Genomic DNA, 14958 nt, shown 5'->3' with positions numbered 1-14958 from the left:
CTTGTAAAAGTGCATTTTGCGGGTTTGAAAAGTGATTTATAGTGCTTTAAGAGTTTAGATGTTAGATGTGCTATGAGTATTAGATTTGTTTGATGTTTGATGTTTAGATATTTAGATGTTTGGCTGTTTTTGTGTTTGTTTGCACTGGTTAAATGTGTTCGCTCTTATGCATAATATAACTACGTTGATTTTGTAGGTTTTATGAACAAGAAAAGGATAGTTAAATGATTAGTCGTTTCTTTGCTTTTGTTCCAGGTGTTAAACATCTGGTTGCCTTAAGAGCGGCGTGTCTTGCTATATCTTCTCTTGCAAACATCGGTTTTGTGTATGTTTGTGTTGGTATTCTTTCGCCTATTTTGATTCCAGCAAAATATACTGGTAAATCTTTGCTTAGCTCCGTTGAGTTAACGTCTTATTTGATTTCGCTTGTTGGTATTTTGATTATAAAATACATTGCTTTCCATCAATCTTGTATTTTTTCTACCGAGATTGGCACTCGCGTAGCTATGAAGCTTCGACCGAAGATGTTGCGATCTATGATTTCGCTCAGTTCGGCTAACCGTAATGATTCTGTTGAATATTCTTCGATTTGCGTAAATGAAGATATTGCTTGGGTTCAGCGTTGGGCTGGTTTGCTTTTGCCGCAAATTTTTGCAGCTTTTCCTATGCCTTTTGCTGTTAGCATTGCGTTGTTCTCAATCAACACTTATCTAGCGAGTATTTGCCTCGTTGCGGCCGTTTTTTCTGCTTTAGCTCTTTGTACTGCGCTTTATAACGTTCGTGTTTTGTTGCGTTGTTTGTGCGCTTTTTTGGCGTATTTTATGGTTGCGGTTGCTGTTGTTTGCACGGTTTGGCTTCTTTCAGTTAGGTCTGTTGGTCTTCCTGCAGCAATGCTAACTTTGCCTCTGCTTATGTTAAGCGTGGATCCAATTCGCCGAGTTGCTAATTGCATGCATATTAAAAATCGTGCTGTTTTGGGGCTAAATAATATTGGCAATTTGTTCAAAAGTGTTGCTGCTAATGGTGGTTCTTCCAATAATTCATCTACTTTAGATTCCGAATATTCACAATCCGTGCTAGAAAAAATAGACAATAAGTCGTCTTTGAGTATTCCAGATGGCGCTAGCAACGTTTCTCTTCATGTTCGTTGTAATTTTGTTAAGAATAATCGTCCTTTGCGCGCATCTTTTAATGTTTCTAGTGGAAAACTGAATGTAATGCCAAGCGAGTATTACGATTTAGTTGCGAATAACGTTATTAATGGCGTTACTTTTAGTTCTAAATCGAATGTTGCGCTATCTTACAGTGATAGTTACGCTTTGCCTGATTTGGGTGCGGATTCGCCATTTGTGGCATCTGATTTTGGCGATATTGTGGGAAATCCTTCTTATATAACTCTAAATAATGTAGATCCTGGTGCATTGGCGGATCTTGTAACGATTGTTCGCAAGAATAGTCACATGTTTTCCGCCACTTTGCGAGAAAACTTACTGATGGCGTCTAAAAATGCTACTACAACGTCTATGTGGCAGGCACTTGGGGCTGCTCGCGCGGATGGTGTTGTTTATGCAGATTACAACGGTTTAGACTTGCGAGTAGAAAATATTCATGCCGAAAATAAGCAAGACATTCTTAGGCGACTTGTTATGGCGCGCGCGTTGATTCGCCGCACTCCTGTATACATTTTTGACTATTCTTCTAAAAACATTAGCGCTAAAGAAGCTAAAAACTTATGCGATATTTTGCGCAAAATTGCCAAAAAAGCAACTATTCTTGTGTTTCTTCCAAGCGATAGCTACGCCACTAGTGCAGACAATTTAGTTAAAGTTAGTGTGTTTAGTGATTCGCGTGCGCGAGCTGCATCTGTAGGCGCACTAAGTGGCGATTCAAATGGCAATTTGAGCGCGCAAAGTGGCGATGAGCGTGAAAATGAGCGTGAGAATATTGCGCATAATAGTGGCAAAAAATCAAAAGTGTCTTACTTAAAGAAAGCATTATTTGCCATTCTCAGTGCCTTCTCAACTGTAATAAACATTGTTTGTGCTTTGTTGATTCCTGTTTGCGCAATCGCAGCAATGTTTGCTATAGCAAGCAGGCCGCTTTTTGGCTTAGGTGTTAAAGACTACGTTCTTGTTGTAGTTGTTTGCGCATGCTTAAGATGCTTAACGCTTGTTGCGTCTTTTGCAGGACTAGACCTTCACCACGCTCACTTACACAAGGCAGGTCTTAGTATGAGCGTTGGAATGATTCTTTCGATTATTCCAGCAATCGTTTTGCTAAGCTATTTTAGTGTTCAAATCGCGATTTTTGCGTCTGTGATTTGTTTGCTAATCGTGTTTGTAATCCCAGGATTGTTTAGTTTGAGCCTTAAAAGCTTTATTAATAAAGTTCATCTAGATCAAAAAATGGTTGAACTAGAAGTAGATGATGTAGAGCTTGGTTTGCAAGAAGTATTGGCATTCCGTCAAGGAGACTATTGCGTTAAACGAGTTGTTGATTCAATGCGAAAATTGGCTCAGCAACGCGTAAGATTATCGCGCAAAGTCGGCAGAATGCAAGCGATTCTTATGTCGGTTTCTCTTATTGGAATCGCAAACGCAATAATGCTTGTTTCTAGCACAATACATCCGCTTGTAACTAAGAATCCGCAATGGAACGTTGTGTACGCAGTTATGGCAATCATTATTCTTATTAGCCTTATTCAGCAAGTGCTCAACATTGTTATACGTCGTATTCCTTGGGTTGTAGATATTAATCATGCTGCGCAATCGTAGTAACCGTAGAGTAGGTGATGCGCGCTATAGCAACGCTCCAATCTCTAGGAGCGTAACGTCTTTTATATGGCTTATTGCGCTCGCGATTCTTGTAGGCATTGTTATTGGCTTAGTTTTGCCTAAAATCAACCAAGATGTTGGGAATATTACTGGAGAATACGTTGCCAGTGGAGATGCTGCAGAAAAGCTTAGCAAGCTAAAAGTAGATAAGTCGCATGCTTCTGGATATAACAGAAGCGTTTTTGGGTATAGAACTACAGACGATAATAAAAACGGTTGTGATGTTCGAGAAGACGTTCTTGCGCGCGATTTAACGCATGTTCGCTTTAAGTATGCGGGATCTTGCAAAGTGGCGTCTGGGCTTTTACATGACCCATATACAGGATTAGATATTAACTTTGTGCGAGGCAGAAAAACTAGCGCGCTTGTTCAAATTGACCACGTTGTTGCTCTAGAAAACGCTTGGCAGTCGGGTGCTTGGAAGTGGAATCGCGCTAAGCGACTTAAGTTTGGTAACGATATGCTGAACCTTCTTGCTGTGCAAGGAGCAGCAAACCAAGAAAAAGGCTCTGCTTCTGCGGCCTATTGGCTTCCATCTAATAAGTCTTTTAGATGCGGTTATGTAGCTAGGCAGATTGCTGTTAAGTATAAGTACGACCTTAGCGTTACAAGCGCCGAAAAGCAGAGTATGGCGTCTGTTTTGCACGGGTGTTCTGCGCAAGAGCTGCCTACAAAGTAGAGCGGTGAGCGGTGTTGTTGCGTTGTGGCGCTGTTGCGCTGTTGCGTTGTTGTGCTGTGCAAATAAAAAAGTGTGCAAACCAAAACTGATTTGCACACTTATTAATCAACATTAATATTAAAGGCTTAAAGCTATGTTAGGCTTTTAGGCTTCCCACTTAGTAGGCTCAATAACCTCTTTGCCACCCATGTATGCTTGCATAGCTTTTGGAATATCAATTGAACCATCTTCGTGCTGATGATTTTCCAAAATAGCAACAAGCCAGCGAGTAGTAGCCAAAGTGCCATTAAGCGTGCTAACTGGGCGAGTTCCGCCATCTTCTATGCGCTCGCGAACATTCAAGCGACGAGCCTGATACTCAGTGCAATTAGAAGTAGAAGTAAGCTCGCGGTAGCGACCCTGAGTTGGAACCCAAGCTTCGCAATCAAACTTGCGCGCAGCAGAAGAGCCAAGGTCTCCAGCAGCGGTGTCAATAATGCGGTAAGGCACTTCCACCTTAGCGAGCATCTCTTGTTCCATTCCAAGCAACTTTTGATGTTCTGCGCGAGAATCTTCTTGCTTGCAATAAACAAACATTTCTACTTTATCGAATTGATGCACGCGAATAATGCCAGAAGTATCTTTTCCAGCAGCACCAGCTTCTCGGCGGTAGCAGCTCGACCAGCCACAGTAGCGCAAAGCGCCATTGCTTAAGTCAAGGATCTCATCCTCATGCATGCCAGCAAGAGCAACTTCGGATGTGCCAACTAGGTATTGATCATCTGGCTCGCGAAGGCGATAAATCTCGTCTGCGTGAGAATTCAAGAATCCAGTTCCGCGCATAACTTCTGGACGCACAAGTGTTGGCGTAATCGCAAGCGTAAAGCCGTGCTCTTCTGCTTGGTCTACAGCCATTGTAAGCATTGCGATTTGCAAGCGGGCAACAGCTCCGCGCAAGAAGTAGAAGCGAGAGCCTGCAACCTTAACGCCTCTGCGCATATCGATTCCAGCAACGCCAGTTCCAAGAGTTAAGTGGTCTTTTGGCTCAAAGCCTTCTGCCGCAAAGTCGCGAGGTGTGCCAACCTTTTTAACAACAACGTAGTCGTCTTCTCCGCCTTCTGGAGCTTCGTCTTCTACAATGTTAGAAAGCTTCCACATTGCTGTTGTGTAGTCGGCAGTAGCTTGCTCGGATTGAGCCTTAAACTGTGCAACTTTTTGCGCTAACTCTTTTGTTTGTGCAATAAGTTCGGCTTTTTGATCTGCACTTGCGGCTGCTACCTTTTTGCCGATTGCTTTTTGATCGGCTCTAGCTGCCTCAAATGCCTTTAAGCTTGTGCGGCGCAAATCATCTGCGCGAAGCACTTCATCGACAAGTTCTACGGACTCGCCACGCTTGCGTTGCGACTCCTTAACTACGTCGGCATGTTCACGAATAAATTGGATATCAAGCATGTTTTCTAGCCTAGTGCCGTAAGGCGACAGATGATGCGAATAGCTACAGATGATGTGAATAACTACAGTGCAAATGAGTATGTGTTCGTGTAAAATTTATTAAATCTTGTTTTAAGGAGTAAAAATGGCACTTATTCACGCTACTCAAGAAGATTTTGAGAAGATTGCAAGCACCAACGAGGTAGTTGTTGTTGATTTTTGGGCCACTTGGTGCGGTCCTTGCCGCGCTTTTGGGCCGATTTTTGAGCAAGTAAGCGCAAAGTTTGAAGATGTTCCGTTTGTTAAAGTAGATATTGATCAGTCTCCAGATTTGGCGAGTGCAGCTGCGATTAAAGCGGTTCCAACAGTTATGGTTATTAAGCGCGGAGATGTTATTTATCGCCAAGCTGGCGCTTTGCTTCCAGCTGATTTAGAAGATTTAGTTAATCAAGCTAAGGCTTATGATCCTAGTAAAGATGATGAAAATAATAAAGATAATTAAAAACAGTAAAGATAATTAGGTGATTCTGTAAGCGAGTAAAGCGAATTTAATAAGAGTGTGAAATAATCGCAAGAACCTTGATTTTTAGCGCTTCTCTTTACGTAAGACTACAATTACATATACTTTGTGCAAAAAGTCGTATAACTAAAAATCGTATAAAAGATCGTATAAAAAGTCGTATAACGTTTTAGATTTACACTTTGCACTAACTTCTATCAAGGAGAGTTATGACAAGTCACAGAAAGAAAACTGTTACGCTTACTTCATTGAGCATGCGTCAATGGGCAAGAGTTGCAGTGATTTTCGTTAGTATTGTGGCTGTTGTAGTTCTTGGAGTTGTTTCTCGAAACTTTTATTCTGGTTCCAAATCAAATTCCGCAAAGTCTTATGTAACTGCCTATTCGGCTACAGATAGCGAAAATCAGGTTTCTCGTGGAGCATACAGAAACTCGCTCAACCCATCTAAAAAAGGCGCAACTTCTTATATTACTGTAAATATAAATGGCCATCATCGCGCGGTTTTTGGAACAGATTTTACAAACGTTAAGTCCGTTTTAGAAGCGGGAGACATAACTTTGGATTCGCACGACGTTGTTACGCCGTCTCTTGATTCAAAGGTTAGTGAATCTACAGTTATAACTATTAAACGCGCTGGTGCAAAGCTTGAAACTTCCGACGAGCCTATTGCTTTTAATACGGTTAAAAAAGAGACGTCGGCTCTTCCAAAAGGTACAGAAAAGGTTAAAGATCAAGGTGCGCCTGGCGTTATGGAAACGAGCAAAATCGTTACGCGTGCAGGTAAGAAGATTGTGTCTTCCAACGTTTTTGTGTCTTTTGTTAAGCAAGCTCCAAAAGATAGGGTTGTTCTTGTTGGAACTGGCGGCGCTAGTGTAGATTCTGCTTCTGCTGAGTCTATTGGAACCACAGTTCCAGCTGGTGAGATGCAAGAGTGGGCGCATTCGTGGCTGCTTTCGAATGGATACAGCGAGGCTGATTTTACTGCTACTGTGTTTATTATCTCGCATGAATCTGGTTGGCGCGTAAACGCTATGAATCCTTCTGGCGCATATGGCTTGCCTCAAGCTTTGCCTGGAAGAAAGATGTCTTCTATGGGAGCCGATTGGGCAACTAATTATCAAACTCAGCTTCGTTGGTTCTGGAATTATTGCAATGGTCGTTATGGCTCAATCCAGGGCGCGTATAGGCATTGGCTATCGCACAGAAGCTACTGATTTGGCGTGTAGCTACTGATTTGGCGCGTAATGAATTTTTTGAGAATCGTTGGTTTTTGAGAATCGTGTGTTTGTAGTTTGTAGTTTGTAGCTTTGTAAAACAACAAACTCACGGAGTAGTCTTATAGCTTGTTTTAAGGCGATTATTGTAGAGTCGAGTATATTTCTTGATTTTGCAATAATCGCTGATTATTTTATGCGTGTTTTGCAAATATGGAAGGAAGTTTAAGTGACAATATTGCCTAGAAAATCATGGTTTAATAAGAGTAGTGACTCTGTTAGCAAGTCTTATAAATGCAAGCCTTTTGGGAATTTGCGTGAACTTAGCCATGCTCTTGTTGGTGAGCAGGCGTATAAGAACAATCGTCTTACTCGAGCAGCCTTGGTTTCTTTGGCAATTCTAACCTTTATAACGTTTATTGGTAATTTTGCGCAATTGCAACTTACGGCCGCGCTGCCAACTATTGTGCGCGAATTTAACATTAGTGTTACTACAGGTCAGTGGCTTACATCTATTTTTCAGCTGATTATGGCCATTATGGTGCCGCTTACTGCGTTTTTAACTAGGCGATTTTCCACTCGTCAAATCGTTATATCGTCTATGATTCTTTTTACGCTCGGCTCAATTATGGCATGGCTTAGCAATGACTTTATTATGGCGCTTGCTGGTCGAACTTTAGAGGCGATTGGCACGGGCGTTATGTGGCCAGTGTTGCAAATCACCGTGTTTTCCGTGTACCCAGTAACACGGCGAGGAATGGCAATGGGCAGCGTTGGTATGGCTATGAGCATTGCGCCTGCAATCGGCCCAACTGTTGGAGGAATACAAACTGATTTTAACGGGTGGCGTTCAATTTTCTTGTCGCTTAGTATTATTGGCGTAATTTCTATTGTTCTTTCTGCATTCTTCTTGCACAATTTTGGTGAGCAAGATCGCAGCGCCAAAGCCGACTTTTTCTCCGTTGGACTTTCGATTATTGGCTTCGGCGGCGTTATGTTTGGCTTTACAAATATTGAAGCGTACGGAATTGCTAGCGCGTTTTCTTGGGCGCCTATGCTTGTTGGTGCGTGCGGAGTGGCGTGGTTTGTTGCTAGACAATTGCGCGCGCACGCGAGTGGTAAGCAACCGCTGCTTGGCATTAACGTTTTGAAGAATCGCTATTTTACAGTTGGAACGGCTTGTGCATGCTTAACGTTCTTTGCGTTTAGCTCGATTATGGTTGTTATTCCGCTTTATATTCAGTCTGATCGCGGTTTTTCCGCCACTATGAGCGGACTTGTGCTTTTGCCAGGCGCGTTTGGAATGGCCATTTCGCAATACTTTGGTGGGCGTATGCTGGATCGTTTTGGTGTGCGGCCAGTGGCAATGGCTGGCTCGTTGATTTTGCTTTTTGGCACAGTCATGATGAGTCTTATAGACATGCACACGTGGATTTGGTGGATTTCTATTTGGCAATTTACGCGTCAAATCGGCATGGGTTTCTTGCTTATGCCTGTTACAACTTGGTCATTAAACTGTTTGCAACAAAGCGAGCTTGGCGATGGATCGGCTGTGACTAATACAATGCGCCAGCTTTGGGGTGCGATTGGCGCGCCTGTGCTTGTTGTAACAATGGCTACTTTTACGCAATGGCATCACGTTCTTACGGGAGTCGGAAGTGCGGATAACGTTGCAGCTAGTATTTTTGGCGTGCAATGGACTTTGAGAATTAGCGCGATTATTACGGCTATTATGGCGTTGATTGTTATTTTTGGAGTTAAGGGAGAAGGCGCGGGTTCGGCGCATCAGCTTGCGCGCAGGGCGATTGACCGTATGCGCGTTTTGCACATTCCGCACGCATCGGAGCATAAAGATGTTATGCACGATCATACGCATCATCAATACTGATAGCTCGCATGAATCTTTGTCAACCTTACTGTTGTGCGATTCCTATTTAGCGTTGCTGAGGGCTGGGTGTTTCTACGTTCGCGCGTTACAGCGCGCTCGCGCCTTCGCCGTGCAGAAGCAGTGCTTCTGCTCTAAGCGGCTCAGCGAATCGAGGTGACTTCTCGCGCATTATGCAGCTCGAAGTCGTCGATTCGCACAACGCTTCGCCTCTTACGTGTTGATTGTTGTTGCGGTTGTTCCGATTTGGCTTTGATTTTATTTTTAGTTTAAGTTTGTTTGTAGGCGTGTGTCATTGTTTTTTTGGGTATCGGCTGCCGCTCTTATACTGTTCGACCAAGAATCACCCAGCCCTCTTGCATGCTTGAACAATTGCGTATCGCTAGTCGCCTGAGATTCTCGATTTTTCTTGCTCTCTCGGCGAGTCACCACCTTCGGCGCTGCGAATCGACTTGCATGAGCGCTTAAAGCGTAGCGCGCGAATGCACTTCGATTCGCTGAGCTTGCTCAAAGTTGAAAGCACAGTGTGCTTTCAACGCAAGCGAAGACGTGAGCGCGCTGTAACGTGCGAGCGATACGCCTCGCCTCGATAGCTGCGAAAAATCTCGAATCTCTACAGTGCTTGGTAACGCGCACTTTTTACAAGCATTTGTTCGTTTTGCCAGATTTTATGTGATTTTTGTTAAATACATAACGTTTTGAGCCTAGAAACGCTCATCTGCGTTTGTTTTTTGCGTTTACTTGTGCGATAATGTTCACATGATTTCTTCACAGCGTCAACAATTGATTTTGAGCCGCCTTCGCACCAGGGGGGCCGTGCGTATTACCGCTCTTTCTAAGGAACTCGCCGTTTCTGCAATGACAATTCGCAGGGATATTGCGGAGCTTTCGGATCGCGGTCTTCTAAAACGCGTGCACGGTGGTGCTGTTACAACTAACACGCTTCTTTCAGAGCCGCTGTTTTCCGTAAAGTCGCAGATGGATATGGGTCTTAAGGATGCAATCGCCACTAAGGCGGTGGATTATGTTCAGCCAGGGGATGTGATTGCAATAGGTGGCGGCACAACCGCATACGTATTTGCACAGCATCTTCTTGAGTCTCGCAGGGCGTCTGGAATCACGATTTTAACAAATTCGATTCCAGTTGCGGAGCTTGTTCAAGCGCTTGAATCTAAAGATATTGAGGTTATTGTTACTGGCGGTGTGATTACGCGTTCCAACTCGTTGGTTGGGCCTATTGCCGATAAAGTTGTTTCGTCTTTGCGCGTAAACACAGTATTTTTGGGCACGCATTCCGTTAGTTTGCCGCGTGGATTCCTTATGCCGAATTCGTTGGAAGCTGCTACCGATATGGCTTTGATGGATATTGCGGATCGCACGATTATATTAACGGATCACACAAAGTGGACTTGCACATCGCTTTCGCTTTTTGCGCGATTTGACCAAGTTGACACGGTTATTACAGACGATTGCTTAGATGCTGATTCGCAGCTTCGCACTCGCGAGTTGGTTAAGAATCTAGTTCTTGCGCCAACAGTTACTGGTGAATAGTTTGCGCGACGACCTGCCTTTGCGCTTAAAGCGTAGCGCGAATCGACGATTTCGAGCTGCATAATGCGCGAGAAATCACCTCGATTCGCTGAGCCGCTCAAACGTAAAGTCCAGTGGACTTTACGTGCGGCGAAGACGTTAGCGCGCTTAGACCGCGCTAACGATTTTCCAATTCGGAGCGCTGAGCTTGCTTAAGGTTGAAAGCACGGTGTGCTTTCAACGCAAGCGAAGACGTTCGCACGGCTAATCCGTGCGAACGACACGACCTGCCATGTAGTGCGTTTGTACCGAATTTCGGTGTTTTTTGATACAAACGCACTACATAAACACGCAAAACTGTAGTGTGTTTGCATTTGATTTACTACATGACTTGCCTTCTCGCTTAGGCCGCGCTAACGATAAACCAGCATCATTCTCAGTTTTTTATAGTGCGACACGCGCGAAAAGTCTTTCCTTAAAAAAACCTGGGAAAATTCTTCAAAAACCTTGAAATGCGTATTTTTACGGTTTAATCGTTGTTTATCCACAAATTTTACGGCGAGTGTGGCTTAATTGTGGATTAGTTTGTGTATAACATCATTTTTTTCGGTTTAGCATGTGTGGCTGGGGCTTGACTTTTTCAAACGGGGGGGGGGTATGTTAATAGCAAACATGGCCGCACCTAGTTTGGCCGTGTGCCACAATCCGTTTTGGATTGTGGAGCAAATTTTTCTATGCGCCCCTAACGCATAGGAGAAGAAGAAAGGAAAATAAAATGATGAATAAGAAGGCTATCGCCGCTTTCGCTGCTGGCGCAACTTTGCTTGCTGGCTTCGCAATGGCAACCCCAGTGTTCGCTGCTGATGCTCAGGCTCCTAAGAATGATCAGAATCCTGCGGCTCCTAAGAATGATCAGAATCCTGCGGCTCCTAAGAATGATCAGAATCCTGCGGCTCCTAAGAATGATCAGACTCCTGCGGCTCCTAAGAATGATCAGACTCCTAAGAAGAAGGATTCTGAGTCTACAGATGATAAGATTCATGCTCTTAAGTTAGCGGATGCTAAGGCTGAGTTTGATAAGCAGAAGGCTGAGTTGGGTAAGAAGAAGACTGCTCTTACTACTGCTGCTACTGATCTTAATAATGCTACTCAGGCTGTTCAGCAGGCGAAGAATAGTGTTGATGATGCGAAGCGTGCTTTGGCTCAGAATAAAGATAAGAAGAGTGTAAACTCTTTGAAGGATGCCCTAAATGGTGCTGATGCTGCTTTGAAGAAGGCTGAGAAGGTGCAGGAGAAGAAGAGTGCTGCTTTCAAGGATGCTTACAAAAACTTTATGGAGTTGTTGACTGGTGATTATGCTAAGGCTGTTAACGCTTTAACTGCATTGGATGAGACAGCTGTTAATACTGATGATACTGTGGCTGGAGTTGAGGAAGCTTTGGCTGATGATGAGTCTGTTAAGAATGCTTTGAATATTGTTCCATCTGCAACGATTCAGCAGGGCAATACTGGCGCTACCAAGCAGGGTCAGGCTGGTGCTAATGGTGCTGCTGCTGGTGCTAAGACCACTGTGGTTGAGAAGAAGAAGGATGGCGGTAAGAAGTTGCCTGGTACTGGTGTTGGCGTAACTTTGACCGCTTTGGCTGCCACCATGCTTGCTGGCATGGGTGCTGCTGTTCGCAAGGCTCGTCACTAAGCACTGCGCGCGCACTGGTGTTCGCTGGTGCGCGTGTAAAAAATAGGCTTGCGTTAGGCGGCGGCGCGTGTTTTGTGCTGCAGCTTGCACGCGGGGTTTAGAGTTTGCTCGGTTTGCCGAAATTTCCTTTTCTTACCGTGTAGGTTCTTTATTCTGCTTGTGGGTGCTTAATGCTTGTTGCTAGAGATGGTTTTCCGCTAGGGACGGGACTCTGTTCTTTAGTTTTAAAGGCTTGTTAGGTTTCTAACAAGCCTTTTTCTTTTACGTGTTTTGTTGCTCAATGCGCTGATTATAGCTACAAAAAGCGTCTACTGGTTTATCAAACTGCTTTTAGGCATAGTTATACTTGTTTCTAAAGTATATTTGTCTATAAAAGATGGTGTTATCTCTTCTCTAGAATTCGAATAATTTGCAGCGTAGGCCGCAATTTCTGCTGCTTGGTTTGTAGTGTAACCATATAGCATATATGCTGCTAGTGCTGATACAAAAGCATCACTGCAGTTGCTATACTTCTCGATGTTGGGTTCGTTGCTATTTACTATTTTTTCTTCTTTGTAATCAGATAGTAAGTATCCTTTATGCAGCATATTTATAATTACTGTTTTTACGCCTTTATTTATAAAAGATGAGGACTTTTCTTTTGCTATTTCCTCAATTCGATCAGTGCTTTTACTATCTATATTCGTAAATAAAATATCTATTTTATCTATTATTTCTTTCGGTATGTTTTCGGATGAAACATGATTGAATATGATTTTTGCACCAGCTTTTTTAGCGATTTTGCACGCAGATATTATTGCATCGACAGGTATATCTGATTGAATTATGCAATATGCTGTGTTTTCAAACAAATTAGCTCTATCTTGTATGTTTGATTGATTTAATGTGCTATTTGCGCCAGATATTACAGATGTTATTGAATCTCCGCAAGCGTCTACTAATGTGTACGCTTTTCCAGTGTGAGATTCATGTTTGCGTATTACGCCAGATGAATCTATTGCCCATTGTGAAAGTGTTTTATATATTTTGTCTGCATCCAAGTCGTATCCAACATTTCCTATTAGGGTTACACGTTGGCCAAGATTAGATACTGCTATAGCTTGGTTTATTGCGCTACCGTTTGGATAAGTTTTAGAAGTTTGAACATTAATGCTTTCATTTTTACTTGGCAAATTTTGCACAGATAGGCATGTGTCTAGGTTAATAGATCCTATAATTGTTATCTTTTGTTTTCTTAGCTGAGATGGTGATCCTATAGTTCTTGTGTTGTCCAGATGGAATTCTTGAACGAAAGAAGTCTTTGATTCATTTCTTTTTTCTATTTTGTCTATAAGCTTGCTGCACAAGTATGACCCAAAATCAGCGTTGCGGATTGTATATGTAGATATTTCAGAGTTTTTTGCCAATATAGGCTGTTCGTTTGTGTCATTTTTTATGGATACGAGTGACACGTCCTCGGGAATGCTTCTATTTAGAGAAGTCATTAACTGTTGAAATTCTAAAGCTTTTCTATAATGAGAAGACACGAGCGCAGTAATAGAGTGATCGCTTATTTTTTCTACTAATTTGTCGTTGAGGTCAAAAAATATTCTGCTTTCGTCAAAATCGAGGTGATGGTCAAATAAGCATGATTTGAATCCGTTAAGAAAATCTTTTGTTCTTCTTCCATCTGTCATTAAACATCCTATTGATGTGTGACCATGCGATATTAGTTGTTCCGTCAGTTTATATGCTGCATCTGAATAGGGCAATAATAGTGATTCGTCGCCTCCTATTGATCCAATAGTTAGCCATGGTATTTCGTGTTCAATTCCTTTTAATTTATTAAAGCTTTCTTTGCTTACTGGCTCCCATATAACACCGTCGATTTTGTGTTTGCTAAGCGCGCTTATATTTTTACTTTCTTGTTCTATGTTTGAATAGCTATTGAAAACTACTGTTCCATAGCCTGATTGTTGGGCTGTTTGTATTATTCCGTCTAAAGTTGTGTCAAAAGATATTGAAGATCTAAGAATTACTGCAATATGCCAAGTTTTTGATTGCGATGATATTTTTGCATATGGAGTGTAGTGATATTGTCGTATTACAGATAAGACGCGCTCGCGAGTTTCAGAACTGATTGAATCATCTTTACTGTTAACAATTTTTGACACAGTTGATGCTGAAACTTTGGATAATCGAGCTATGTCTTTAATGTTCATTTGATTCCTTCTTTTTTGTCTTCAAAGATATAGTTTATTCATAACTGTGCATTATTGACAATAAGTATTTATTATTCTAAGATGAATTATGAAAACTGTTTAGGAAACAATTTTCATACAGTGTTGTTTTGTTGAAATTTTGAAAGAATTAACAACTTTGCAAGACTTATCAACATTTTGTTGAAGGGTGGTGCATGATGGCAAAGAAGCTATTGTTTATTGAGAATATTAAGAATCAATTCTCAACTAAATCGTTAGTTTTGATTCCTATTGCAGTAGGTATAAATCTTATTGGCGGCACGCTGTGCTCGACTCTAAAGCTCCCTCTGTTTCTAGATATGATTGGAACTATGGTAGTTGCCTGCTTATCGGGACCGTGGGTTGCTGCCTTAACTGGGTTCTTAACAAATGTATTTTTAGCATTGGTGGCAAATCCAGTTAATTTACCTTATGCGGTAGTTAGCGTTTTATGTGGTCTTGTTGTTGGTTATATGGTTAAGGCAGGTTTATTCAAAAAGTGGTGGGGTGTTCTAATTGTTTGGGTTGTTGTAACCTTAGTAAACGCCGTTTCTGCATCACTTATAACAGTATTTGTTTTTAGTGGAGCAACTGGCATTAATGGAACCTCGGTGCTTACTGCAACGCTTGTTGTAGCAATGAAAAATATTTTTGCTTCTGTATTTTCATCATCAATTATTGAGAACCTATTAGATAAGGGAATTGCTGTTGCTGTTGCCTACTTTATTGTTAAAAAGGTGCCTAAGAGGTTCTTAAGTCAATATGCTGCAGGCAATTCAGATGATTCGGATAATTCTGATGAATCAGATGAATATGATGAAGATTCTGTTGATTAATTAGTTTTTTGGCGAAGAAGCTGATTTAACAATCTTGAATCAGCTTCATGGTTTTATAGTTTCATAAGTTTAACGAGGGAGTTATGTTGCAATGAGTGATAATAAAAGTTGTTTAACATGGCAGCGTTGCGATAA

The 14958-nt window shown here is 42.1% G+C and carries 10 protein-coding genes; 8 read left to right on the top strand and 2 right to left on the bottom strand.

Annotated features, from left to right (window positions below; translation table 11 throughout):
• The first annotated feature begins 224 nt into the window (after positions 1–224).
• Together HXT45_RS06115 and HXT45_RS06110 are read left to right on the top strand one after the other, a co-directional pair.
• On the top strand, positions 225–2774 hold the full coding sequence (locus HXT45_RS06115) for an ABC transporter ATP-binding protein (protein WP_421781670.1): 2550 nt from the start codon (positions 225–227) through the stop codon (positions 2772–2774).
• A complete protein-coding gene (locus HXT45_RS06110) occupies positions 2758–3513 on the top strand; it encodes an HNH endonuclease family protein (RefSeq protein WP_421781668.1) in 756 nt (251 codons plus the stop codon). Before HXT45_RS06115 ends, HXT45_RS06110 begins: the two co-directional genes overlap by 17 nt.
• A 144-nt stretch (positions 3514–3657) precedes the next feature.
• On the opposite strand, the gene serS is transcribed toward HXT45_RS06110, so the two are convergent.
• Positions 3658–4944, bottom strand: a complete 1287-nt coding sequence (gene serS, locus HXT45_RS06105; RefSeq protein ID WP_004131752.1) for a serine--tRNA ligase — start codon at positions 4942–4944, stop codon at positions 3658–3660.
• A gap of 124 nt (positions 4945–5068) precedes the next feature.
• Between serS and trxA the strand changes: the two genes are divergently transcribed.
• The 5 genes from trxA to HXT45_RS06080 all read left to right on the top strand — a co-directional run bounded on the left by trxA (position 5069) and on the right by HXT45_RS06080 (position 11768).
• A complete protein-coding gene (trxA, locus tag HXT45_RS06100; protein WP_060785879.1) occupies positions 5069–5425 on the top strand; it encodes a thioredoxin in 357 nt (118 codons plus the stop codon).
• Between the two features lie 227 nt (positions 5426–5652).
• Positions 5653–6657 carry a G5 domain-containing protein gene (locus HXT45_RS06095; protein WP_004131757.1) on the top strand — a complete coding sequence of 335 codons (1005 nt, stop codon included), beginning with the start codon at positions 5653–5655 and terminating at the stop codon, positions 6655–6657.
• A gap of 229 nt (positions 6658–6886) precedes the next feature.
• A complete protein-coding gene (locus HXT45_RS06090; RefSeq protein ID WP_116689378.1) occupies positions 6887–8545 on the top strand; it encodes an MDR family MFS transporter in 1659 nt (552 codons plus the stop codon).
• 756 nt (positions 8546–9301) lie between these two features.
• The gene (locus HXT45_RS06085; RefSeq protein ID WP_016636371.1) at positions 9302–10093 is read left to right on the top strand and encodes a DeoR/GlpR family DNA-binding transcription regulator; all 792 of its coding nucleotides are present in this window, start codon (positions 9302–9304) and stop codon (positions 10091–10093) included.
• A 754-nt stretch (positions 10094–10847) separates the two neighbouring features.
• The gene (locus HXT45_RS06080; RefSeq protein WP_421781665.1) at positions 10848–11768 is read left to right on the top strand and encodes a hypothetical protein; all 921 of its coding nucleotides are present in this window, start codon (positions 10848–10850) and stop codon (positions 11766–11768) included.
• Positions 11769–12076: 308 nt separating this feature from the next.
• On the opposite strand, the gene HXT45_RS06075 is transcribed toward HXT45_RS06080, so the two are convergent.
• Positions 12077–13969 carry a PfkB family carbohydrate kinase gene (locus HXT45_RS06075; RefSeq protein WP_421781663.1) on the bottom strand — a complete coding sequence of 631 codons (1893 nt, stop codon included), beginning with the start codon at positions 13967–13969 and terminating at the stop codon, positions 12077–12079.
• A gap of 197 nt (positions 13970–14166) precedes the next feature.
• Between HXT45_RS06075 and HXT45_RS06070 the strand changes: the two genes are divergently transcribed.
• Complete coding sequence (locus HXT45_RS06070) at positions 14167–14823, top strand: ECF transporter S component (RefSeq protein WP_032813263.1); 657 nt, start codon at positions 14167–14169, stop codon at positions 14821–14823.
• Positions 14824–14958 lie beyond the last annotated feature (135 nt).

It is taken from the genome of Gardnerella sp. DNF01199S, assembly GCF_049244155.1.
In the GTDB taxonomy this organism is placed as follows: domain Bacteria; phylum Actinomycetota; class Actinomycetes; order Actinomycetales; family Bifidobacteriaceae; genus Bifidobacterium; species Bifidobacterium piotii.
Note: the sequence above shows the minus strand (reverse complement) of the source record. Positions and strands in the feature narration are given on the sequence as shown.